Annotated in this window: 21 protein-coding genes and 1 pseudogene; 12 read left to right on the top strand and 10 right to left on the bottom strand. The window is 68.1% G+C overall.

Annotated features, from left to right (window positions below):
* The 3 genes and pseudogenes from pgl (at position 1) to RBB34_RS10830 (ending at position 3,594) form a co-directional block, all read left to right on the top strand.
* Positions 1–702: a 6-phosphogluconolactonase gene (pgl, locus tag RBB34_RS10840; protein WP_306119235.1), complete on the top strand. Its 702-nt coding sequence runs from the start codon at positions 1–3 to the stop codon at positions 700–702.
* A gap of 45 nt (positions 703–747) precedes the next feature.
* Positions 748–2,571 (top strand): annotated as a pseudogene (edd, locus tag RBB34_RS10835) (phosphogluconate dehydratase); the annotation flags it as partial.
* Between the two features lie 315 nt (positions 2,572–2,886).
* On the top strand, positions 2,887–3,594 hold the full coding sequence (locus tag RBB34_RS10830; protein ID WP_306119234.1) for an SAM-dependent methyltransferase: 708 nt from the start codon (positions 2,887–2,889) through the stop codon (positions 3,592–3,594).
* A 24-nt stretch (positions 3,595–3,618) separates the two neighbouring features.
* On the opposite strand, the gene RBB34_RS10825 is transcribed toward RBB34_RS10830, so the two are convergent.
* The 6 genes from RBB34_RS10825 to RBB34_RS10800 form a co-directional block, all read right to left on the bottom strand.
* Complete coding sequence (locus RBB34_RS10825; RefSeq protein WP_306119233.1) at positions 3,619–4,119, bottom strand: copper chaperone PCu(A)C; 501 nt, start codon at positions 4,117–4,119, stop codon at positions 3,619–3,621.
* A 136-nt stretch (positions 4,120–4,255) separates the two neighbouring features.
* Positions 4,256–5,161 (bottom strand): 30S ribosomal protein S6--L-glutamate ligase, encoded by a 906-nt coding sequence (gene rimK, locus RBB34_RS10820; RefSeq protein ID WP_306119232.1) that lies wholly within the window; start codon positions 5,159–5,161, stop codon positions 4,256–4,258.
* Positions 5,158–5,664, bottom strand: coding sequence for a RimK/LysX family protein (locus tag RBB34_RS10815; protein WP_306119231.1), 507 nt, complete (start codon positions 5,662–5,664; stop codon positions 5,158–5,160). Before RBB34_RS10815 ends, rimK begins: the two co-directional genes overlap by 4 nt.
* Before the next feature lie 8 nt (positions 5,665–5,672).
* Positions 5,673–6,632 carry a GlxA family transcriptional regulator gene (locus tag RBB34_RS10810; protein ID WP_306119230.1) on the bottom strand — a complete coding sequence of 320 codons (960 nt, stop codon included), beginning with the start codon at positions 6,630–6,632 and terminating at the stop codon, positions 5,673–5,675.
* Between the two features lie 76 nt (positions 6,633–6,708).
* On the bottom strand, positions 6,709–7,608 hold the full coding sequence (gene folD, locus RBB34_RS10805; protein WP_306119229.1) for a bifunctional methylenetetrahydrofolate dehydrogenase/methenyltetrahydrofolate cyclohydrolase FolD: 900 nt from the start codon (positions 7,606–7,608) through the stop codon (positions 6,709–6,711).
* 110 nt (positions 7,609–7,718) lie between these two features.
* Entirely contained in the window at positions 7,719–9,818 is a 2,100-nt protein-coding gene (locus RBB34_RS10800; protein WP_306119228.1) for a GumC family protein, read from the bottom strand.
* A gap of 338 nt (positions 9,819–10,156) precedes the next feature.
* Between RBB34_RS10800 and RBB34_RS10795 the strand changes: the two genes are divergently transcribed.
* A complete protein-coding gene (locus tag RBB34_RS10795; RefSeq protein WP_306119227.1) occupies positions 10,157–11,446 on the top strand; it encodes a lipopolysaccharide biosynthesis protein in 1,290 nt (429 codons plus the stop codon).
* Here the strand turns inward: RBB34_RS10795 and RBB34_RS10790 are convergent, their stop codons facing one another.
* The 3 genes from RBB34_RS10790 to RBB34_RS10780 all read right to left on the bottom strand — a co-directional run bounded on the left by RBB34_RS10790 (position 11,447) and on the right by RBB34_RS10780 (position 14,395).
* Positions 11,447–12,349: a DUF6492 family protein gene (locus tag RBB34_RS10790; RefSeq protein WP_306119226.1), complete on the bottom strand. Its 903-nt coding sequence runs from the start codon at positions 12,347–12,349 to the stop codon at positions 11,447–11,449.
* Positions 12,346–13,140: a WecB/TagA/CpsF family glycosyltransferase gene (locus RBB34_RS10785; RefSeq protein WP_306119225.1), complete on the bottom strand. Its 795-nt coding sequence runs from the start codon at positions 13,138–13,140 to the stop codon at positions 12,346–12,348. Before RBB34_RS10785 ends, RBB34_RS10790 begins: the two co-directional genes overlap by 4 nt.
* A gap of 85 nt (positions 13,141–13,225) precedes the next feature.
* Positions 13,226–14,395 carry a glycosyltransferase family 4 protein gene (locus RBB34_RS10780; RefSeq protein ID WP_306119224.1) on the bottom strand — a complete coding sequence of 390 codons (1,170 nt, stop codon included), beginning with the start codon at positions 14,393–14,395 and terminating at the stop codon, positions 13,226–13,228.
* A gap of 162 nt (positions 14,396–14,557) precedes the next feature.
* On the opposite strand from RBB34_RS10780, the gene RBB34_RS10775 reads away from it, so the two are divergent.
* From RBB34_RS10775 to RBB34_RS10740, 8 genes are all read left to right on the top strand, one after another.
* Positions 14,558–15,550 carry a glycosyltransferase gene (locus RBB34_RS10775; protein ID WP_306119223.1) on the top strand — a complete coding sequence of 331 codons (993 nt, stop codon included), beginning with the start codon at positions 14,558–14,560 and terminating at the stop codon, positions 15,548–15,550.
* Positions 15,522–16,835 (top strand): O-antigen ligase, encoded by a 1,314-nt coding sequence (locus RBB34_RS10770; RefSeq protein WP_306119222.1) that lies wholly within the window; start codon positions 15,522–15,524, stop codon positions 16,833–16,835. The genes RBB34_RS10775 and RBB34_RS10770 overlap by 29 nt, the downstream gene beginning before the upstream one ends.
* Before the next feature lie 74 nt (positions 16,836–16,909).
* On the top strand, positions 16,910–17,779 hold the full coding sequence (proC, locus tag RBB34_RS10765; protein ID WP_306119221.1) for a pyrroline-5-carboxylate reductase: 870 nt from the start codon (positions 16,910–16,912) through the stop codon (positions 17,777–17,779).
* A gap of 82 nt (positions 17,780–17,861) precedes the next feature.
* Positions 17,862–18,692 (top strand): ABC transporter ATP-binding protein, encoded by an 831-nt coding sequence (locus tag RBB34_RS10760; RefSeq protein ID WP_306119220.1) that lies wholly within the window; start codon positions 17,862–17,864, stop codon positions 18,690–18,692.
* On the top strand, positions 18,692–19,393 hold the full coding sequence (locus RBB34_RS10755) for an ABC transporter ATP-binding protein (RefSeq protein ID WP_306119219.1): 702 nt from the start codon (positions 18,692–18,694) through the stop codon (positions 19,391–19,393). Before RBB34_RS10760 ends, RBB34_RS10755 begins: the two co-directional genes overlap by 1 nt.
* A gap of 5 nt (positions 19,394–19,398) precedes the next feature.
* Positions 19,399–20,427, top strand: coding sequence for a branched-chain amino acid ABC transporter permease (locus RBB34_RS10750; protein ID WP_306119218.1), 1,029 nt, complete (start codon positions 19,399–19,401; stop codon positions 20,425–20,427).
* Positions 20,427–21,887 carry a branched-chain amino acid ABC transporter permease gene (locus RBB34_RS10745; RefSeq protein ID WP_306119217.1) on the top strand — a complete coding sequence of 487 codons (1,461 nt, stop codon included), beginning with the start codon at positions 20,427–20,429 and terminating at the stop codon, positions 21,885–21,887. Before RBB34_RS10750 ends, RBB34_RS10745 begins: the two co-directional genes overlap by 1 nt.
* Before the next feature lie 178 nt (positions 21,888–22,065).
* Positions 22,066–22,992: an SH3 domain-containing protein gene (locus RBB34_RS10740; protein WP_306119216.1), complete on the top strand. Its 927-nt coding sequence runs from the start codon at positions 22,066–22,068 to the stop codon at positions 22,990–22,992.
* A 12-nt stretch (positions 22,993–23,004) separates the two neighbouring features.
* On the opposite strand, the gene RBB34_RS10735 is transcribed toward RBB34_RS10740, so the two are convergent.
* Entirely contained in the window at positions 23,005–23,487 is a 483-nt protein-coding gene (locus tag RBB34_RS10735; RefSeq protein WP_306119215.1) for a hypothetical protein, read from the bottom strand.
* Positions 23,488–23,507 lie beyond the last annotated feature (20 nt).

Raw genomic sequence — 23,507 nt, 5'->3', positions numbered from 1 at the left:
ATGGGCGATATCCGCCGCCACGACTATGACACCCGCGACCAGCTGGCCGAGGCGCTCGCCGCCGGCATCTCCGGCGTGCTGGCCGGCGGGATCGCCACGCGCGGCCATGCCACGCTCGCCGTTTCGGGCGGCTCCACGCCCAGGCGCTTTTTCGAGGCGCTGTCCAGGGCCGATCTGGACTGGGCGTCGGTGATGGTGCTGCTCGTCGACGAGCGCCTGGTGCCGCCGGACCATGAGCGCGCCAATGCGGGGCTGGTGCGCCGGCACCTTTTGCGGAACCGGGCGGCCGAGGCCCGCTTCGTGCCCTATGTCGTGGATGGGCATACGCCGGCCGAATGCGCGCGGCTTTCGCAGGCCGCCTTCGAGCAGGACGGCCACCGGCTCGATGCCTGCGTGCTGGGCATGGGAACGGACGGGCACACCGCCTCGTTCTTTCCCGGCGGTGACACGCTCGGCGAAGCGCTCGATCCGCAAGCCGCGCAAAAGGTGATCGCGCTGTATGCCGAGGCCGCCGGCGAGCCGCGCCTGACGCTGACGCTCGGCCCGATCCTGGATGCGCGCTTCGTCGCGCTGCATATCGAGGGTGCTGAAAAGCGCAAAGTCTTCGAGGCGGCTCTTGACGGAGACGATACGAACCAGATGCCCGTGCGCGCCGTGCTCAAGCAGGACATCGCGCCGGTGCACGTCTTCTGGGCGCCGTGAACCTTGCCACTTGACGAAAACGAAAACCGCGACTGAGAGGCCACAATGACCGCCTACGACGTCAACAGCACCGTCGCCGCCGTCACGACACGCATCCGCGAGCGCTCGCGCGCCGGCCGCGAGATCTATCTCGAACGGCTCGCCGAACGCGCCAGCCAGGGGCCCAAGCGCACGAAACTGTCCTGCGGCAACCTCGCGCACGGCTTCGCCGCATGCGGGACGACCGACAAGGCGAACCTGAAGGGCGACGTGGTCGCCAATCTGGGGATCATCACCGCCTATAACGACATGCTGTCGGCGCATCAGCCCTTCGAGACCTTTCCGCAGGTGATCAAGGCCGCCGCGCGCGAGGCGGGCGCGGTGGCCCAGGTCGCCGGCGGCGTGCCGGCCATGTGCGACGGCGTCACGCAAGGCCAGGCGGGCATGGAACTGTCGCTGTTCTCGCGCGACGTGATCGCGCTCGCCGCCGGCGTCGGCCTGTCGCACGACATGTTCGACGCGGTGGTTTATCTCGGCGTATGCGACAAGATCGTGCCGGGGCTCGTCATCGCCGCGCTGACCTTCGGCCATCTGCCGGCGGTCTTCATCCCGGCCGGGCCGATGACCTCGGGCCTGCCGAACGACGAGAAGGCGCGCATCCGCCAGCTCTACGCCGAAGGCAAGGTCGGCCGCGACGAGCTGCTCGAGGCCGAAAGCGCCTCCTATCACGGCCCGGGCACCTGCACCTTCTACGGCACGGCCAATTCCAACCAGATGCTCATGGAGATCATGGGCCTGCACATTCCCGGCGCCAGCTTCGTCAATCCCAACACGCCGCTGCGCGAGGCCCTGACCCGCGAGGCGACGAAGCGGGCGCTGGCGATCACCGCGCTCGGCAACGAATACACGCCGGTCGGCGAGATGATCGACGAGCGGTCCGTCGTCAACGGCCTGGTCGGCCTGCACGCCACGGGCGGGTCGACCAACCATACCATCCACCTGATCGCGATGGCCGCCGCGGCCGGCATCACGCTGACCTGGCAGGACATTTCGGACCTGTCCGACGTCACGCCGCTGCTGGCGCGGGTCTATCCGAACGGGCTTGCCGACGTGAACCATTTCCACGCCGCCGGCGGGCTGGGCTTCATGATCCGCGAACTGGCCGATGCGGGCCTCCTGCACCGTGACGTGCGCACCGTGTGGGGCCACGGGCTCGATCCCTACATGATCGAACCGGGGCTCGGCGCCGAGGACGGAACCGTCACGCGCCAGCCCGCGCCGAAGGTCTCGGGCGACGAGAAGGTGCTGGCGCCGTTCGCCAAGGCGTTTCAGCCGACCGGCGGGCTGCAGATGCTGACCGGCAATCTGGGCAATGCGGTCATCAAGGTCTCGGCGGTCAAGCCCGAGCGCCATGTCATCGAGGCACCGGCGAAGATCTTCCACGACCAGGGCGAGTTGCAGGCCGCCTTCAAGGCCGGGGATCTCGACGGCGACATGGTCGCGGTAATCCGCTTCCAGGGCCCCAAGGCGAACGGCATGCCCGAACTGCACAAGCTGACGCCCGTGCTCGGCATCCTGCAGGATCGCGGGCACATGGTGGCGCTGGTCACCGACGGGCGCATGTCGGGTGCCTCTGGCAAGGTGCCGGCGGCGATCCACGTGACGCCCGAGGCCGTCGATGGCGGGCCGATCGCCAGGGTCCGCGAAGGCGACATGGTGCGCGTCGACGCAGCCACGGGCCGGCTCGAAGTGCTGGTCGACCGGGCCGAATTCGAGGCGCGCGCGCCGGCGGTGGCCGATCTTTCGGGCAACACGCATGGCGTGGGGCGCGAACTGTTCGAGACCTTCCGCCGGGTCGCGAGCCGCGCCGATCAGGGCGCCAGCGTGTTCATGCCCGCGCCCGCCGCGTCCGGCTCGGCGCGGGCCGACGGCGCGGTCGACGTCAAGCTCGCCGACGACGCGTTCCGCTGAGGCCGGCCGGCCTTGCGCGGACGGGAACGCAGGGACCAATCACCCCAGGGTGCCGCCGTGCATCGAGCGCAATGACCGCCCGTGCAGCGGCCGGACAAGCGCAACGAACCGTTAACCCTGTTTGTAAAGACAGGTTAACGGGAGGTTTACGCAGATGGTCAAGCAATCGTAAACATGGGTCGATCCGCCGTGGCGATGCGAGCAAGGCGGCCCGCGAACCCTGTGAAGCGAACCATGTCCAGTATTGCCATCCAGACGCCGTCGATCGCCGATCCCTACAAGAACCCCGGTTCGATCGAGAACCGGTTCCGCCGGGGCCGGTTCGCCCATATCCGGTCACTGATCGAGGACGCGCTCGCCGAGCGCGGCCGGGTCGACATCCTCGATCTTGGCGGGCGCGAGCTTTACTGGGATATCGGCAGGGAGTTCCTCGACGCCCATCGCGGTCGCATCCGCATCCATCTGGTCAATCTTGAGGAGGATTGCCAGCCGGTCAGCCGGAGCGAGCTGTTCACCGCGCAGGCCGGCGATGCCTGCGACCGGCGCCTGCTCGAGGGTCGGCGGTTCGACCTCGTCCACTCCAATTCGGTCATCGAGCATGTCGGCGATGACGAGCGGATCGGCCGCTTTGCCGAAAACGTGCGACGGCTGGGCGCGCGCTACTATGTACAGACGCCCAATTTCTGGTTTCCGCTGGAGCCGCATTTCCGCGTGCCCGGTTATCAGTGGCTGCCCGCCCATCTGCGCACCAGGATGCTGCAGGCGCGGCGACTGGGTTTTTACCGGCGTCAGCGCAGCTATGACGATGCGCGCGCCATCGTCGACAGCGTGCGACTGCTGCGCCCGCGCACCATGGCGAGGCTGTTTCCCGAAGCCGACATCCGCATGGAAACGGTGCTCGGCCTGCCCAAGTCGATCATGGCCAGCCACGACGGCCGGTAACGCCCGGCCGCCACGGCGCGCGGTCTATTGCGACGTCATTTGCCCGCCGTGTCCGGCGCCCTTGCCCAAAAGCTCGCCGATCGTCTTCATGTCTTCGACCGTGAAGGTCACCGCGACATCGCCGCCCTGCTCGAAGGTCAGCGTCGCAGGCCACAGCGTTCCCTCGACCATCGGCTCGCCGAGTTGCATGAACATGACGTGCAGGCCGCCGGGGCGCAGCGTCACCTGCCCGCCGGCCGGGATCTCGATGCCGCCCTCGATCTCGCGCATGCGCATGACATCGCCGTCCATGGCCATTTCATGAACCTCCACGCGGCCGGCGAATTCCGCCGAGCCGCCGAGCAGGCGGTCGGCCTGGGCACCCTCGTTGCGGATGATCATGTAGCCGCCCGAAACCGGCGCGCCCGCCGGCGTTGCGCGGATCACCGGATGGTCGATATGCAGCGCGCCCTTGGCGCCGTCATGGGCAATTGCGGTGCCGGTCAGCAAAAGCGCGGCGATGGCGGCAAGGGTGGATCGGGTCATGGGTCGTGTCCTGTGGTCGATACGGGGCGCCGGTCGGTCGGCCGGTCCCTTTTTTCACCCGAATGCGCCGGCAGGCAAGGCTCGCCGGGGCGATGCGGCACCTGACCGCAGGCAAGCCTCACCCAGGCGAGCGCCCTCAGCCGCGCCCGCGCGTGCGGGTCTTGCCCTGCTTCACATTGGCCTCGAGAAAATCGATGATCCGGCCGGCGACATCCTTGCCGGTCGCCTTTTCGACGCCCTCCAGCCCGGGCGAGGAATTGACCTCCATGACGACCGGGCCGTGGTTGGAGCGCAGCATGTCGACACCGCACACGTTCAGACCCATGGTCTTGGCGGCCTGAACCGCCGTCGCCCGCTCGGTCGGCGTGATCTTGACCGCCTCGGCGCTGCCGCCGCGATGGATGTTGGACCGGAACTCGCCGGCCTTTCCGGCGCGCTTCATCGTGGCCACGACCTTGCCGCCGACAACGAAGGCGCGGATGTCGGTGCCGCCGGCTTCCTTGATGAACTCCTGGCCCATGATGTGCACCTTGGCGCCGCGAAACGCCTCGATCACGGACTTGGCCGACTGCATGGTCTCGGCGAGCACCACGCCGATGCCCTGCGTGCCCTCCAGAAGCTTGATGACCACGGGCGGCCCGCCGGTCATGCGCACGATGTCCTCGGCGCGCTTGGGATCGTAGGCGAAGGCCGTCACCGGCAGGCCGACCCCGTCGCGCGCCATGAGCTGCATGGAACGCAGCTTGTCGCGCGAGCGGCCGATGGCCACGGACTCGTTGAGCGGATACACCCCCATCATCTCGAACTGGCGCAGCACCGCCATCCCGTAAAAGGTGATCGAGGCGCCGATGCGCGGGATCACCGCATCATAGCCCTCGATCTTCGCCCCGTCATAGTAGACCGACGGTCGGCGCGAGGTGATGTTCATGTAGCAGTGCAGCGTGTTGACGATGTCGAGCGCATGGCCGCGGCTCTCGGCGACTTCCTTCAGCCGCCGGTGCGAATAAAGACCGGCATTGCGGGCCAGCATGAGAATTTTCAATGGTCAGCGTCCATCTGTTCGGGACCGACGGGATTGCCGGCCATCCAGGAGCGGGTCGGGTCGACGATCAGCCGCCCGATCCGCATCGCGCTGCGCCCCACCAGCATGTTGTAGACCATGTCAGTGCGGTCGGTCAGAGTCACCTCGGCGCGGAAGATTTCCCGGCCGATGACGAAGCGCGTGGCGATCACGCAGCGCCGCTCGACCTGACCGCTGCTGCTGCGAACCTCCCGGAACTCGCGCATGCGGGCACTCGCGTGTTCGGGCGCCGGCCTGCCATTGGGACCGGGCGGATGAAAGCGCACCCAGCGCCTGCCGTTGCGGTCGAAGAATTTCAGATCATCGACATGAAGGGCCGAGGTCAGTGCGCCGGTGTCGACCTTGGCGCGGATCAGACCCACGCCGATATCGGGCAGGGCCAGCTTCTCGCGCCAGCCGACGATCTGGAAGCCGCGCGCGACGAGGTCATGGACCTTCACCGCCGAAGTTGCCCCTGGTTTCATCGATCCCCTCAAAAGGTTGTGCGTCGCTCGTCGCTCGGTGCACGGCCGAACTGCATCCGGTAACTCTGCGCGAAATAGGAGTGCGAGGTGAACCCCGTCGAAAGCGCCACCTCGAGAATGGGAATGTTGGTCTGACGCAGCAATTGGCGGGCGCGCTCGAGGCGAAGCGTCATGTAGTAGCGTCCGGGCGTGGAGTTCAAGTGCTTGAGGAACAGCCGTTCGACCTGACGCACCGAAAGCTGCACGGCGGCGGCGAGTTCGCCCGCCGAAAGCGGCTCCTCGAGATTGTCGGCCATCAACTCGGTGAGCCTGCGCAGCTTGTCCGACTTGGCGGCAAGGTCCGGCTCGCGGCCGACGCGCTGGCGATCGAGATGGCTGCGGATGCGTTCGTACTGGAAATTGTTGGCGACCTTGTTGGCGATATCGGCGCCGAAATCGCCGCGCACCAGTTCCAGCATCAGATCGATGCCGGTGATGCCGCCGGCGGCGGTGTAGCGCTTGCGGTCGATCTCGTAGACATTGGACGTGCATTCGATGTGCGGAAACGCCTCGCGGAAGGCCGCGCGGTTCTCCCAGTGAATGGTGCAGCGGTGTCCTTCAAGCTGGCCCGCCTCGGCAAGGACGTGACTGCCGACCGACAGCGCCCCGAGACTGGCGCCGCGCCGACCGAGCGCGCGCAATTGCGATATCACCCGCGCCTTGCCGGGAAAGTCGAGATTCATCGAGGCGATGATGAAGATCAGATCGGCCGCCGGGATATCGCCGACAGAATGGGCCGGCTTGATGGTCAGCCCGTTGGAGGCGCGCACCGGCTCGCCATCATGGGAGATCGCCGACCAGTGATAGAAGGTCTGGCCGGAGACCAGATTGGCGCTGCGCAGCACGTCGATGGCGGCCGATACGCAGAACATGGAGAAACCCTCGGCGAGTATGAAGGCGAAATGCCGCGAAGGATTTCCATCGTTCATCGGGCGAGGGTCGGTGATTGATTGTCCGGCCGTCGAGCTTGGATGCAATGCAACCGCAGTGCAAGTGCCATCGAGATCAGAGATCGGGCCCATGCACGCCCGCGGCGCGGCGGGCGGCGATCAGCGTGTTGGCCATCAGCATGGCGACCGTCATCGGACCGACGCCGCCGGGCACCGGCGTGATCGCACCGGCGATCCGGCCGGCCTCCTCGAAATCGACGTCGCCCACCAGTCGCGTCCCGCCCTCGCCCCGTTCGGGCGCGGGAATGCGGTTCATGCCGACATCGATCACCGTCGCGCCCGGCTTGATCCAGTCGCCCTTGACCAATTGCGGCCGACCGACGGCGGCAACAAGGATGTCGGCGCTGCGGCACAGCGAAGGCAGATCGGCGGTGCGCGAATGGGCGATGGTCACGGTGGCGTTGGCCGCAAGCAGCAGGCTGGCCATCGGCTTGCCGACGATATTGGACCGGCCGACGACGACGGCATGCTTGCCCGAAAGATCGGCGCCGAGCACCGAGCGGACCATGCGCATGACGCCTGCGGGCGTGCACGGCACGAAGCCCTGGTCGGCGTGTCCGCTGGCCAGGCGTCCGACATTGACGAAGTGAAATCCGTCGACATCCTTGGCCGGGTCGATGGCCTGGATCACCGCCCCTTCGTCGACATGTTCGGGCAGCGGCAGTTGCACCAGTATGCCATGGATCGCCGGATCGGTGTTCAGTTCGGCGATCAGGCCCAGAAGAGCGGCCTGTTCGGTGTCCGCCGGCAGGGCGTGCTCGACCGAGATGAAGCCGCAGGCGCGCGCCGTCCTGCCCTTGTTGCCGACATAGACCCGCGAGGCGGGATCCTCGCCGACAATGACGACCGCCAGCCCTGGCCGGACATCGGTCGTCGCCTGAAGCGCGGCTGCCGCCTCGGTGACACGTGCCGTCACATCGGCCGCCATGGCCTTGCCGTCGATGATGTGCGCCATGATCGCTCCTTGCCCGTTCGCACAGCGCATAGACCAAATCGGTGCCGCGAGCGACACCAATCTCGCCCATCGCGCGCCCTGGCGCGGCGCGTCCGGAACGGGCCGGTCAGTCAGCCGAGGCGGCGGACATTGTCGCGGCGCGCGACGAGTTCGTCGACGACCTCGCGAATGTCGCGCAGGGCCTGGCGGATGTCCTCGAGTTCGCCGTCATCGCCCGGAGCATCGGCGACGGGCGCGGGGGACCGATGCCCGCGTGGGTCGGGCTGCGGCATGTGGTGGGACGCATCGGCGCGCGCCGGATAGGGGGCATGCGGCCAGGGGGCCGGAGCCGGCATCGGCGCGGCGTAGGGCGGCCGGCCATAGTCGGGATGGTGCGCCGGCGCGGCGACGGCATGCGGCGCGGGATAGCCATGGGGCGGCATCGGCGCGACCGGCGCGGGCGGATGGCTCCAGCCATGGGCCGGTTGCGGCGGATAGGCCGGGTAGGCAGCCGGTGCCCCCTCGCCGCTATGGGTCGGATGATGGCCCTGCGCGGTCTGCGGATGCGGATAGGGCGCGTAGGGATAGGGCGGATAATCTGAATGCATGGTCGCGGGTTCCATTGGCTCGGTGGGGTTTGTGTCGCTGCGTTGCGGGCGGGTGCCCGCGCCCGGACCGTCGGTCAGAGTGTCGTCCGGGCCGGCCTTTTGGCCGAGAAGGCCGGTCGAGCGGAGGCTGCCGACAAGCCCGGCCATGATCGCCACGCCCAGGCCGATCAGGAAGCCGGCAATGGTGAAGCCCATGGCGATCGTGCGCCGTGACATGGACGAGGCATTGAGCGGCGGCTCGGCCTCGGCAAGCACCGAGGCGTTCACCGTCCCCAGCGCTTCCAGCTCGCCCGTCTCGCGGGCACGCAGAAGTGCGCCGGCATAGATGGCGCGGGCCGCCTCGGCGTTGCTTTGAAGATCGCGCAGGGTGACCAGCGCGTCGCTCTTGTTGCTGATCTCGGCCTTGGCGCGGACGACTTCGGCGGCCAGTTGCTGCTCGGTCTGAACCGCCTGGCGCAGTTCGGACTGGGTGCCGGCGACGATGCGCCGGAGTTCGGCGGCGATGTCCTGGCGGGCGGCCTCGATGGAGGCGCGGGCGCTGGCAAGGCGCGGATGGCGCGGACCCAGTTCGCTTTCGAGCTGGGCCGCCTCCTGGCGCAGCGCCGCGAACTGCGCGCGCAGCGTCGACAGCGCCGAGGTGATCAGATCGTTGGGCAGCGAGCCCTCGATGACCGCCTCCACCGTCGTCGCCTGTGCCGCCTGGGCGCGCGAGCGGGCGCGAATGGTGGCCGCGCGCGCCTCGGCGAGCTGGGCGCTCGAGGCATTGAGTTCGTCCTCGGTGAGCAGTCGCCCCTGCGTGCTGATCAGCCCGTTGCTGTTGCGGAAGTCCTCGACGCGCCGCTCGGCGGCCTCGACATCGGCCTGCAGCGTGGCAAGACGCGAGGTCAGCGCGTTGTTGGCCGCGCGCGCCTTGTCGGAGGTGATGTCGGCCTGCTCGTCGATGAAGGCGCGGGTGACCTCGTTGGCGAGCAGCGCCGCCTTGCGCGGGCTCTCCGATTCAACGCCGATATTGATGACGAATGTGCGCGTGGTCCGGTCGATCGTGATCGCATCGCGCAGGTTCTCGAGCGTGGTGCGCGCGGTGTCCTCGACCGGCGGTTCGCCGGCAAAAAGCGATGCGATCTGGTCGATGCCGCCGAACAGGTCGAAGCCGGCTTCGTCCTGCCCGTTGAACTCGGTGTCTTCGTCCAGGTCGGTGCGCTCGATCACCCGGTCGAGCACCTGGCGCGAGGTGACGAGCGAAAGCCGGCTGTCGATGATGGCGAGCGCGGCCTCGTTGGCCAGGAACTCGCGTTCGAGATCGCGCTCGATCAGCGCCAGTTCGCGCGGATCGATCAGGATCTCCGACCAGGCCGTGTAGCGCTTGGGCACCGACAGCGCGACCATGACGCCAATGATGGCGCCGACGAGCGTGAAGGCGACGATCGACCAGCGCCAGCGCCAGATCGTGGTGACCATGGCGATCGGGTCGATCAGCGCACCGTTCGGCGAGGCCTGCGCGGGCATCGACCGGTGCGACGGACGTGCGGGCGCGCCGGTGGCATCCGGGCGCTCGCCGTCGTCGCGTTGCGGCGCGTGCCCGCCCGCGCCTTCCGTGCCGTCGCGGTCGCCGTCGCCGCGCATGAACGCAGTCCCGCGCGACCGGCGATCCGGGCGGTCCCGGTCGGTGCCCGGCGCGTCGGCCGTTGGCGCCTTTCGGGCATCGGCCGCCTCGCGCGGTTCTGCCGCTTCGGCGCGCGCGCGCATGAGCAGCGATCTGGGGGCCGTTTCTGGTCTGGGTTCAAACATCACTGCTTACGCGAGAATTGAGGATCCGCCCGGGCCGGTCCGGTAAACGCAGATTGAACGGACATGGGAAACAAAGGGTTAATTTCCGTTTCGGAAAGCGGGCATTGCCGGCGATCGAGAGCATCGCCAGGCGGCATACGCGATCTTAAGCGTTGCACCCTAACCTGCGCGACGTGAAACAGCTTGCCGCCGACAACCCGACATTGCAGACACGCGCTGCCGGCGACGAATCGCTCGCGGTGCTGGCCGGCAAGTATGCGCGCGCCTTTTCGGGCGATGGCGCGCGGGTCTTCATCCAGCTCTTCTATTTCTACCTCGTCGCCAACACGCTGACGATCGCCGAATTCGGCCTGTTCGCCACGGCTTCATCCGTCGGCATCGTGCTGTCGCGCGTTGCCGGCTTCGGCTTCGTGTCGCCGCTCTATCGGATCGCGACCGTCAAGCCGCAACTGATCGGCGCCTATACGGGCGGCTATCTGCTGGCGGTCGCGATCTCGCTGCCGCTCGTCGCTGCGGTCGGATGGGGCGCGCACGCGCTGTTCTTCGGCGCGGCGATGCCGCTTGTCGTCTTTGCCATGATCGCGGGCACCGAGATCGTGCTGTGGCGGACGCTGGAAGTGGTGATCACCGTCAACAAGGGGCTCGAACGCTTCGGCCGCGCCTCGGTCGTCATCGTCTTCGGCTTTTCGGTCAAGGCCGCCGCCGCGCTGGCGCTCGCCCTGTCGCCGGCGCCGGACCTTGCGCAATGGGCCGTCATCTACATGGGCGGGCAAGCCGCCATGGCCGCCCTTGCGGTGGCCGTCTTCTATCCGCGCCAGCGGCTGCGCCTGCCCTTGCGGCTGTTCCGGCGGCGGGTGCCGGACGCGCTGTCGGTGAGCGGCGCCGAAGTGCTGTTCTATGTGCAAAACGAACTCGACAAGCTGATCGTGCTGTCGCTTGGCGGGCCGATGGCGGCGGGGCTCTATGCCATCGTCATGCGGCTGGTCGACCTGACCGCCATGCCGGTGCGCACCTTCTCGACGCTGCTCACCCAGCGGCTGATGCGCCGGCCGCAGCTTCTGGACGGTGTGCGGATGCGTGCGGCATTGGAGGCGGGCGTGTTTGCGCTGTCGACGGCGGCGCTGGTCGCAATGGTCCTCGTCTTTTCGGTCAAGCCCGACATTCTGGGCACCAATGTCGCCGAGGCGGCTCCGCTGCTGGTCATGGTGCTGCTCGTGCCGGGGCTGCGCAATCTGATCGAATATCAGGCCGAACTGCTGTACGGGCGCGGGCAGACCTTCACGCGGTTGGTGCTCTATGCGGTGGTCGGCACGATCAAGGCCGGGCTGATGGTCGCCCTGCTGGGAAGAGCCGGGGACATCGAGCATTGGCTCGTGTGGATCAATGCCGTCTTCGCCGCGCTCTATCTGGTGTCGTTTTCGATCACCTACCGGGCGATGGGGCGCCGCGCGGTTCGCGTGTGATCAGGCGGCCAGACGCTCGCCGAAGGCGGCGGCGCGGAAGCGGGCCGGCTCGAGCGCGATGAAGGACTGCACGCCGATGCCGGCCTGCCGCTCGCTCAGCCCGTCGACGACCGCTTGCAGTTCGGCATCGCTCGGCGCGGGATCGAACCATTGCATCGGACACAGCGTCTCGGCATCGATATAGTGCCCCGCACCGCCAAGGACGCCTTCGACATAGGCGCCGTAGATCATGCATTCGGAGAACTTGCGGCTGCGGCCGATCACCGCCGGCCAGGGCCTTCCATGCAGCCGCTCCATGTGCGCGCACATGTCGACAACGGTCTGGCGCTTCCAGGTGACGAACTGGCAGATATAGTCGTGATCGGCGCGGTCGGCCTCGGCGATGCCCAGCGCCTCGCCGGCATGGGTCACCCAGTGGCGGTGATCGGCCAGCGCCTTGAGCGCGCCGCCGCGCTCGCGATAGAGCCGCATGGCGTCGCCGCGCCAGATGGCGCCGACATCGAAGGGTTTGACGAAGGCGGTGTCCGAATCGCAATAGATCAGCCCGTCGACATCGAGCCGATGCGCGATGGCGATGCGCTTGAGCTGCTGGACGTGCCAGCCATGCAGCGGCAGGGTGAGCGCGCTCAGCCAGATGCGCCGCTGCCTGGGCGACAGCGATTGCGGCATCCGTTTCAGCCACCAGGGCAGAAGCTCGGTGTCGGTGACGATCCTGCGCCTTGGCCCCTCGAGCGCGGCGAACAGGTCGCGATCGGGCGTATCGACAAGCAGGTAATGGCAGTCAAAGCCGGTCACGAAGCGGTCGATGCTCTCGCACAGGATCCGGCAGCGCGGAAAATCGGGCGCATAGGAGGCGGTGACGATCGCGTTGGTCTTGCCTGGCGGCACGGCGGCGGGGCTCATGCGGTGCTCTCCCCGGGCAGGGTGGCGCCAAGGCGCTGGCGAACGACCCGGGACAGGAAGACCGGGTTGCCCAGCAGGTAGCGCCGCCACATGCGTCCGGGCTCCTGCGCCAGCCGGTAAACCCACTCGCTGCGCGCCGCCCGCACCCAGCGCGGGGCCCGCGGCACGGTGCCCGTGGTCAGATCGAACAGCGCGCCCACGCCCATCGGCACGGTGCAGTGGTGGGCCCTGACATTGGCGGCGATCCACATTTCCTGACGCGGCACGCCGAGCGCGACCAGCAGGATGTCGGCGCGCCAGCGTGCCAGTTCGTCCAGCATCGCGCGTTCATCGTCGGCATCGACATAGCCATGGGCGAGCGCGCGGTACTGGTGGCGCGCATCGATGCGCGCGAAGGCCTCAATCGCCTTTTCCGCCACGCCGGGACGCGCGCCGAAAAGGCCCACCTTGAGCGGATGGTCGGCGGCGGCCAGAAGCGCGGGCACGAAGTCGCTGCCGTTCAGATTGGCGCGAAAGGGCGCGCCATGCAGCAGCCATGCGGCGATATCGACGCCGATGCCGTCGCTGAGCACCAGAAAGCGCGACAGCGTTGCGCGGAAGTCCGGATCGGTGAAAGCGATATTGGCGTTGTGCGCGTTCAGAAAGGTGACCGGGCAATGCAGCCTGCTGTCGATCATGCCTAGAACATGGGCGAGAGCGCGGTCGCGCGTCATGTCATGGACGCGCACGCCCAGAATATCGCGCGCCGCATGCGGGATCGTCTCGATATCCATGGCCGCCAGATCGGTCATATCGTGTGCGTCCGCCCCCGATTGGTCGCTACCGCACACTAGCCGGCAAGGCTTTTGTTTGCGTTAATCCGAAAGCGCGGATCGACTATCGGCCGTTTACCGAGATGGCCTCCAGCGCCCGGCCGATCGCCGCGTCCATGCCGGCGATCTGCGCCGATCGGAAGGCAGCGCCGTCGACGTCGCCGGCCGCGCCGGTGCGGTGATCGACCACGAGCCGGGCCAGTGCCTGGCCAAACGCCTGTGGCGCATCGGCAACCCGCAGATTGTCCGGCCTTTGCGCGATGCCGCGCAGCGAGGACGGCGTCGCCACGGCCGGAAGGCCCATCTCGAAGACCTCGATCGTCTTGAGCTGGACCCCGGTGCCGGCGCGCGCGGCGAGCGCCACCACCCGGCACTGTCGCAGGAACTGCTTGGCATCGAGAACCCGGCCCAGAAAGCGGACGCGCCGGTCGCGCTGCGGAAAGCCCGCCGGCAGGGCGCCGGCGACCGCCACGGTCACCTGCTCGGGCAGATGCGGCATGACGTGCTGCAGGAACCATTCGAGCCCGATCCGATTGGGCGCCCAGGTCCAGCTTCCGATCATGCCGATGTCGAAGGCCGGAACGCGCGGCCCGCTCGCGCCATCGGCGGCCGGCGTGACGAGCGGCAGGACGCCGGCGCGCGGCGAGCCGGCGAGGCCGAAGGCGGCACGGTCCTCTTCGGACAGCGTCAGCACGTGGCGCGCGCCGCCCACAAGCCGCTGTTCCAGCCCCTCGAGCAGACGCGCCTCGCGCCGATACATGAAGCGCTCGACCGGCTCCTGCGCGTGGCGCGCCGCATCGGCGGCGCTTTCATGCTCGACATTGTGGGCGATGTAGATGAACCGATCCGATGTCAGCGCCGGCTCGAAGGCGCCAGCCAGCGCGGTGCCATTGACCACCATGGCGTCGGCGCCGATGGCCGCGATCGCCTCGGCGACGGCACGCCGGGGCACCACACGCAGCTTGGCCGACACGAAGGGCACATTGCCGGCCATGGATCTGGCCTGCCAGATGAGCTTTTGGCCGAGACCGGCATCGGCGGTGCGCACCTGCACGCTGCCCAGGCAATGGGTGTTGTGCGGATCGGCGAGCGGCTTGTCTGGCCATTTGAAGCCCAGATGCGTCACCCGGACGCCGGCGCGGGCGAAGGCGTCCGCGATGGCGGCATTGGCGATTTCGTAGCCGCTTTCGGGCTGACCGGCGGGTACCAGCGAGGTGGCGAGTACGAGATGCATGGGATCGTGCGCGGTTGCTTGGATGGCCGGGCTAGCACAGATGGATGAAGGTCCGCTTAAGCCGCGGCGCATCGCGCGCTTGCCGGCGACGGGAGCCTCAATCGATCCTTAACGGCTTTCGTGCTTGGGTCGATGCGCACGCGCAATCGAGGCAGAACGCCGATGAAGCAGAGGCTGGCGGACAACATCTCGCTTGTCGCCCAGACGCCGGGGCTCGACGCCGGCGCGATCGAGGTCGTGGTGACCGTGCCGACGTTTCGCCGGCCCGAGCATCTGGTGCGCACGCTGGACAGCCTGAAGGCGCAGACCACCGAACGGCCTTTCGCCGTCATCGTGATCGAGAACGAGGCCGAGGAACGCGCCGGCGCACGGGCGGTCGCCGACCTGTTCGAGGACGGCACGCACAAGGGCCTGGTCATCGTCGCCCATGATCGCGGCAATTGCCATGCCTACAATGCCGGCTGGTTCACCGCGCTGACCGCCTTTGCGAATTTGCGCGCCCTGTGCGTGATCGACGATGACGAGATCGCGAGCCCGGGCTGGATCGAGGCGCTGTGCGCCACCTCGGCGCGGTTCGATGCCGCCCTGGTCGGCGGGCCGCAACTGCCCGTGTTCGAGACCGGGTCGAACGGCAAATGGACGCGCCATCCGGTGTTCACGCCGCACTATCACGCCACCGGCCCGGTGCCGGCGCTCTTTTCGTCGGGCAATCTGCTGGTCCGCCGCGACGTGCTGCAGGCGATGGCGCAGCCCTTCTTCGACCCGGTGTTCAATTTCACCGGCGGCGGCGATGCCGATTTCCTGGCGCGGGCGCGCGATGCCGGCTTTACCGCCGCCTGGTGCCAGGAGGCGGCCGTCCGCGAGTCGATCCCGCGCACCCGCGTGTCGCGGCGCTGGATCCGCGACCGCGCGCTGCGCAATGGCCAGCTCTCGGCGCTGATCGCCCATCGCCGCCGCGCCAATGCGCGCCTGGGACGTGTGACCACGATCGCCGAAAGCCTGGCGCTCGCGCTTGCGGCGCTGCCGCGCGCGCTGGCCGGGTTCGCCCGATCGGGCTGCCTGCTCAACGCGCTTTATCCCGTGCACATCGCGGCCGGGCGCATCCTTTCGGAGTTCGGCTACGCCCATGAGCAGTACCGCAACCCTGCCGACTGAGGCCGCAAGGGTCCATGTGCGCCTGACGCAGGACCACCTGCGCCTTGCGCTGGCGACGGCCGTGCTCGCGCTGATCTGGATTTCGCTGCGTCCCTTCGAGGCCGAGTACATTCGCTCGGGCGAAGCGGTGCAGGCCGGCCGGCTGATCAACCAGCTCGGCTACAGCGCCATGGCGGCCGCCGTTCTGGCGACCATCGTCTCGCTTGTCGACCGGCGCGTGGTCGGCGCCTTTGTCGGCGTGCCGTGGATCGCCATGCTGGCGATCGTCGCCGCCTCGGCCCTTACCGGCGATCCGGGCGAAAGCGTGTGGCGCTCGGTGCTGTTCTCGCTGATCGCCGCCGGGCTTGCCGGCTCGGTCGCGCTGCTGCCGGCGAGCCTGCGCGATTTCGATCGGGCGATCGCCATCGCCGCAATCGCCCTGCTGGCGACGTGCTATGCGGGCCTGCTCGTGTTTCCGGACGCCGCCGTGCACCAGGCCGGCGAATTCGAGGCCGAGCATGCCGGGCTGTGGCGCGGCACCTTCACGCACAAGAACATCGCCGGGCCGGTGATGGTCATGGTCGGCTTCGCCGGGATCTACCTGATGCGGCGGGGCCGGCTCGGCGCCGGCGCGCTGATCGCCGCGCTCGCCTTCGCCTTCATGGTCCAGGCGGGCTCGAAGACCTCGCTGGCGCTCGCGCCCGTCGTCGTGGCGATCGTCCTTGTGCCCGCGCTCGCCGGCCTGCGCCCGCTCGCAGTGGTCGCTTCGCTGGCGGCCATCGCCGGCACACACATGCTCACGCTCGGCTCGGTTTTCGTGCCGGCCTTCGACACCGTGCTGACCTCGATCGTCGCCGATGTGACGTTCACCGGCCGCACGGCGATCTGGGACTTTGCCGGCGATTACGTGCTCTCTCGGCCCTGGACCGGGTTCGGCTATGAGGGGTTCTGGCGCACGCCGCTGCTTCTGGACACCGAACAGCCCTTCGACCGCTCCTGGGATCCGCGCGGCATCATCCACGGCCACAACGGGTTCATGGACGTGGTGCTGTTCTTCGGCCTGCCGGGACTGGCCCTGATGGTCTGGCTCGTCGCGATCGCGCCGGCGATCGACTATGCGCGGTCCGGCCACAGCCGCGACAATGCGATCCTGGCCGATCTGTTCTACATGATCGCGGTGTTTTCCGTGCTGACGGCAGCGCTGGAAAGCTTCTATTTCCGCCGCGCCGACCCGATCTGGCTGACAACGCTTGTCGCCCTTGGCGGACTGCGCCTGACCGCCCGGCTGCCGATGCGCGGGGATTGAGCGGCACCGGCGGTGGATTGGCACCGACAGCGCTTGCACATGCATGAACGGTATTGCAGCTTCGTCGCCGGACAATGCAACGAAGGGACACAGCCTTGGTGAGGCATCTGACAAGCGTCGTCCTGGTCGGGTGCGGCAATATGGGTCACGCCATGCTGCGCAGCTGGCTGGCGACGGGCACGCTTTCGGCGCAGAACGTGCACGTGGTCGAACCTCTCGATGCGCTGTTGCTGCGCGCCAGCGACGAGGGCGCGCGCACCTATTCGACCGCGCGGGCCCTGCCCGACGATCTGGCGCCGAACCTGATCGTCTTCGCCGTCAAGCCGCAGGCGATCGACTCGGTGGTCCGCGACTATGTCCGCTTCTCGCAGCGCGGATCGGACACGACCTTCGTGTCGGTGGCCGCCGGCATCACGCTGGCGCGGCTCGAACAGGCGCTCGCCCCCGGCGCGCCGGTGGTGCGGGTGATGCCGAACACGCCGGCGGCCATCGGCGAGGGCATGATGGTAATGTGCCCCAACACCACGGTCAGCGACCGCCAGCTCGACGGCGTGCGGACACTTCTCAAGGCCAGCGGCGTCGTCGCCACCGTCGACGACGAAGCGCAGATGGACGCGGTCACGGCCATATCGGGCTCGGGGCCGGCCTATGTCTTCCACATGATCGAGGGGCTGCGCGCGGCGGGCGCGGCGGCCGGCCTGCCCGAGGACATCGCCCACCGGCTCGCCATCCAGACCGTCTATGGCGCGGCCGCCTATGCCCGGCAGAGCGCCGAGGACCCGGCGGCCCTGCGCGAGCAGGTGACCAGCCCGAACGGGACGACCGCCGCCGCGCTCGAAGTGCTGATGCGGCCCGGCGGGCTGAGCGCGCTGCTCGAGGAGGCGGTCAGGGCGGCCCGCGACCGGGCGGCGGAGCTGGGGCGCCAGTCAAACCGACACGCTTGACGCGACCGCACAGGCGTTGCACAAGCGCCGGAATTGCCGACATACAGCAGAAAATCCTTCCGCGGGGGCGGCCCAAAGCGCGATGATCGTCGTTGACTCCGTCTACAAGCATTTCGGCGGCCTGCACGCGGTGGAAAACGCCTCGCTGCGCGTCGCCAAGGGATCGATCACCGGGCTGATCGGCCCCAATGGCGCGGGCAAGACGACGCTGTTCAACATCATCGCCGGCAACATCAAGCCCTCCAGCGGCACGATCCTGCTCGACGGCGAGGACGTCACCGGGCTCAAGCCGCACCAGCTGTTCGAGAAGGGCCTGCTGCGCACCTTCCAGATCGCCCACGAGTTCTCCACGCTCACCGTGCTCGAGAACCTGATGATGGTGCCGCCCTACCAGTCGGGCGAGAACCTGATGAATGCCTGGTTCTCATTCGGCGAGGTGCGCCGGCAGGAACGCCAGATCCGCGCCCGGGCAATGGAGGTCATCGACTTTCTCAACCTGACGCACCTGACCCAGGAGTTGGCCGGAAACCTGTCGGGCGGGCAGAAGAAGCTGGTCGAACTGGGCCGCACCATGATGGTCGATGCCAAGGTCGTCCTGCTCGACGAGGTGGGCGCGGGCGTCAACCGCACGCTGCTCAACGAGATCGGCGATGCCATCGTCCGGCTCAACCGCGAGCGCGGCTACACGTTCTGCATGATCGAGCACGACATGGATTTCATCGGCCGGCTGTGCGATCCGGTCATCGTGATGGCCGAGGGCAAGGTGCTCGCCAAGGGCACGGCCGACGAAGTGCGCGCCAACGAGGCGGTGATCGAGGCCTATCTGGGCCGGGGCTCGCGCAAGAAGAAGCAGGCCAAAACGGCCGATGACGGCGCCGAGACGGTCAAGGCCGAAGCCGGAGCCGACGGCTGATGTATCTGGTCGGCGAGGACATGACCGGCGGCTATGGCGGCGCCGACATCATCAAGGACTGCACCATCGGCGTCGACAAGGGCGAGATCGCCGTCATCGTCGGGCCGAACGGCGCCGGCAAGTCGACCGCCATGAAGGCCATGCTGGGCATGCTGGCGATCCGCAAGGGCCGGGTCACGCTCGGCGGCAAGGACATCACCGCGCTCACGCCGCAGGCGCGCGTGGGCGAAGGCATCGCCTTCGTGCCGCAGACGGGCAATGTGTTCACCACGATGAGCGTGCAGGAAAATCTCGAAATGGGTGCGTTTTTGCGCCGCGACGACATTTCGGGCACGATGGGACAGGTGTTCGAACTGTTTCCGATCCTGAAGGAAAAGCGCCGCCAGCATGCCGGCGAACTCTCCGGCGGCCAGCGCCAGCAGGTCGCCGTCGGCCGCGCGCTGATGACGCAGCCGAGCGTGCTCATGCTCGACGAGCCGACGGCCGGCGTCTCGCCGATCGTCATGGACGAATTGTTCGACCGGATCCTCGAAGTGCGCGACACCGGGCTTGCGGTGCTGATGGTCGAGCAGAACGCCCGCCAGGCGCTCGAGATCGCCGATCGCGGCTATGTGCTGGTCGGCGGCGTCAACTGGCGCGAGGGCACGGGGGAGGAACTGCTCGCCGACCCCCAGGTGCGACAATCCTTCCTGGGAGGCTGAGCGCGATGCTGCCCGAGACCACCGACATTCTCAACGCCCTCGTGCTGATGAGCAATTTCGTGTTCGTGCCGGCGCTGGCCTATGGCTCGCAGCTGGCGCTGGGCGCGCTCGGCGTGACGCTGGTGTTCGGCATCCTGCGCTTTGCCAATTTTTCCCATGGCGATCTGATGGCGATGGGCACGACCATCGTGATCCTTCTGACCTGGGTGCTTCAGGCCAACGGCGTCAGCGCCGGCCCGCTGCCCACCGCACTGATCGCGCTGGTGCCGGCGATCGTCGTGACGGCGATCATCGCCATCGGCATCGACCGGTCTGTCTTCTCCTTTTATCGCAAGCGCCGCGTGGCGCCGGTGGTGCTGGTGATCGCCTCCGTCGGCGTGATGTTCATGCTGTCGGCGACGGTGCGCGTGATCATGGGCACCGACAATCGCAGCTTCACCGATGGCGAACGCTTCATCATCCGCGCCCGCGAGTTCCGCGAGATGACCGGGCTCGACGAGGGACTCGCCATCCAGACCACGCAGGCACTGAGCCTGGTCGTCGCCATCGTCACCATGATCGCGCTGTTCGCCTTCCTGCGCCGGTCGCGCACCGGCAAGGCGATGCGCGCCTTTTCGGACAATGAGGACCTGGCGCTGCTGTCGGGCATCAACCCGGACCGCGTGGTGCTGGTGACCTGGATCCTGGCGGCGGCGCTGGCCACGATCGCCGGGGCGCTCTACGGCCTGGACAAGAGCTTCAAGCCGTTCACCTATTTCCAGCTCCTGCTGCCGATCTTCGCGGCAGCGATCGTCGGCGGCATCGGCCAGCCGATCGGCGCGGTGGTGGGCGGCTACATCGTCGCCTTCTCCGAAGTGATGATGACCTATGCCTACAAGCGCTTCATCGCCTATCTGGTCCCCGAGCAATGGGAGCCGGACGGGCTGGTGCAACTGCTCGGCACGGACTACAAGTTCGCCATCTCCTTCATCATCCTGGTCGTGGTGCTGCTGATCCGGCCGACCGGCATCTTCAGGGGGGCGGTGATCAAGTAATGACCGATACGACCGTCACCGGAGCGGCAGGTGTCGCCACGCGCAAGTCGGCCAATGCCGACGAGGCGCCGGTCCACGCCATCGTCGAGCGCCGGCAATCGCCGTTGCGCGCGCCGCTGGCCTTCGTGTTCATGGGCGGGGCGCTGGTCGCAACCGGCTATTTCCAGTCGCCGGCCGTCGCGCTGACGATCCTGAACATGAGCCTGGTGTCGGCGATCATGGCGATGGGGCTGAACCTGCAATGGGGCTATGCGGGCCTGTTCAATGCCGGCGTGATGGCCTTTACCGCGCTTGGCGGCGTGACGGCGGTGCTCGTCGCGCACCCGCCGGTCTGGGAGGCGTTGCAGGTCGGCGGGCGCGGGCTCGCCCTGTCCTTGCTGATCGTGCTCGCCATCGTCGCCACCATCGCCTTTCTGGTCTCGGCGACGCGCGGGCGCACGCGCTCCTTCCTGATCTTCGTGACCGTGATCGTCGGCTATGCGCTGCTGCGGCCGGTGTTCGGTTCGGCGGTCGGCGCGATCGAGTCGGTCGATCCGGCGGCGACCGGCTTCATCGGCGGGTTCGGCCTGCCGATCACGCTGTCGTGGATCGCGGCGGGGTTCGTGGCGGCGGCGGTCGCCTGGATCATCGGCAAGGTGGCGCTGGGCCTGCGCACCGACTATCTGGCGATCGCGACGCTGGGAATCGCCGAGATCGTCATCGCGATCCTGAAGAACGAGGACTGGCTGGCGCGCGGCGTCAAGAACGTGACCGGCCTGCCCCGGCCCGTGCCCTACGAGATCGACCTGCAGCAGCAGGCCTGGTTCATCGAACTGGTCGAGCGCGTCTATCAGAACCGGCTCGCCGGAATCACGGACGCGGCCGCGCGCGAGCAGGCGCTGCGGCAACTGGTCGTGGACGGGTCGGGCTACTTCGTCGACATCGCCTATGCCGGCCTGTTCACGGTCGTGCTGCTCGTGCTCCTCGCCTTGTGCGTGCGCGCGCTCAATTCGCCCTGGGGCCGGATGATGCGCGCCATCCGCGACAATGAGGAAGCCGCCTCGGCCATGGGCAAGAACGTGACCAAGCGGCATCTGGAAGTGTTCATCCTGGGCTCGGCGATGATCGGCATCGCCGGTGCGATGATGACGACGCTGGACGGCCAGTTCACGCCGGGCACCTACAACCCGCTGCGCTTTACCTTCCTTGTCTGGGTGATGGTGATCGTCGGCGGGTCGGGCAACAATCTGGGCGCGGTGCTGGGCGGTTTCCTCGTCTGGTTCTGCTGGGTACAGGCCGAGCCGGCCGGCGCCTGGATCATCGCGCAGGTCACCGCCGACATGGATCCGGGCACCGAGCTGTACCGGCATCTGCAGGACATCGCCGCTCCGTTCCGCCTTTTCGTGATGGGTTTCGTGCTGCTGCTCTTCCTGCGCTTTGCGCCGCGCGGCATCCTGCCCGAGAAGGTGCGCCACTCCTGAGGCGACCGGGCCGTGCCGGCGCCTCACCGAAATCGACATCGGTGTTTCCGAACGTGACCGGTCGCGGCGGCGGGCGTCCGCATTCTCGCCGCCTTGGCGGGCGATGTCATCCGCCATGGGGGCAGCGCGGATGGCGCAAGCAACGCTCCATTCGCGCCTGCGAAACTGGAGTAAGATCATGCGTTATCCCATGCAGCCCGCCGGCCGCGGCCGGACCGGGCCCAACCCGACGCTGCGCGTCGTCCTTCCCTATGTCGCGGCGGGCACGCTGACCGTCGCCGCGCTGACCGCCGGCACCGTGCTCGGTGCGAGCGCATTTCGCTCGGTCGGGCCGGTCAACGAGCAGGCCGGCGCCAATTCCTTCGAGCGGCAACTGACCGAAGCCGAAAAGGCCGACGCGATCGCCATCGCCACCAGCCCGGCGCCCGTGATCATCGAGCCATCGGAAGGCCAGGCCGGCGCTTCGCTCGAGATCGATACGGCCGGCCAGCGGACCGATCCCGGAATCATCACGAGCGCCATGGCCGCCCGGGCCGAGCCTGCGGCGCGGACCGGTCCGGGTCCGGCATCGGCCGAGCGCCTCGTCGAGCCGACGCCTTCAACCCTTGCCAATGCCGAAACGCGCATGCAGGGAACGGGCGGTTCGGTCGGCGCGAGCGGCCCGGCCCCGGCCGTCGAGATCGCCGAGACGGAGGCCGAGGCGCTGGCCATCGAGGCGCGCATGGCGGCCCAGGGCACGGCGCTGTTCGAGCTGCCCGGACCGTCGGAGCCGGCAGCGAACGGCTCGGGCGTGTTGGCGACAGCGGCGCCCGGCGAAGCTGCCGGCGACGCCGCCGCCCCGGCGGCCGAGCCCGAACCGGCCGAACCAGCAACCCAGACCGCCGCTGTGGCGCCCGAACCTGCGGCGGCCGCCGAGCCGGACATGGTCGCCGGCCGGGCAAGCGAATATGTGAACATGCGCGCCGGCCCGGACAATGGGGCAGCGGTGCTGGCGGTGGTGCCGGCCAACGCCCAGTTGCAGACGCAGGCGCGTTGCCAGCACTGGTGCGCGGTGGTCTATGACGGCCAGCGCGGCTTCATCTACACGAGCTTCATCCGGCGCTGACGGCGCCGCAGATCAGCCGAGCGGATGCGGGATGTAGCCGACGAAGCTGGCGATCTTCCAGGCCCCGTCGATCCTGTGGCAGAAATAGAGCGTCTGCCAGTTGAGCCGGTCGACGGTGCCGTCGGCGCGGGCCACGGTGCCGTCGAACTTCTTGTGAAGCACGGCCCGGTCGCCGTCGATCTCCATGTCGCGCAGATTGGTGGTGCGGAACAGCGCCTCGCGCAGCGGCTCGGCATAGTCCGTGCGGGCCGATTCGGCGGCCTGGCGCAGCCATTCGTCGCGATACGCATCGAGCGTGGGGAAATCGAGCCGCCAGCTATCGGGATTGGCGCGGAAATGGCCATGCAGACCGAAGAAGCGGTCGGTGGCGAAATCGCCCTCCACCATCGACCAGTCCTGGGCGATGAAGGCATCGATGTCGCGGCGCACCAGCATTTCCCACATGGCGTGCCGGTCGGCATCGGCCTTGGGGAACGGGTTCGTGTCGTAGGTCATTTTGGGCTCCATTTGTCGGA

The organism is Roseitalea sp. MMSF_3546, assembly GCF_030732865.1.
Taxonomy (GTDB): Bacteria; Pseudomonadota; Alphaproteobacteria; order Rhizobiales; family Rhizobiaceae; genus Roseitalea.
Note: the sequence above shows the minus strand (reverse complement) of the source record. Positions and strands in the feature narration are given on the sequence as shown.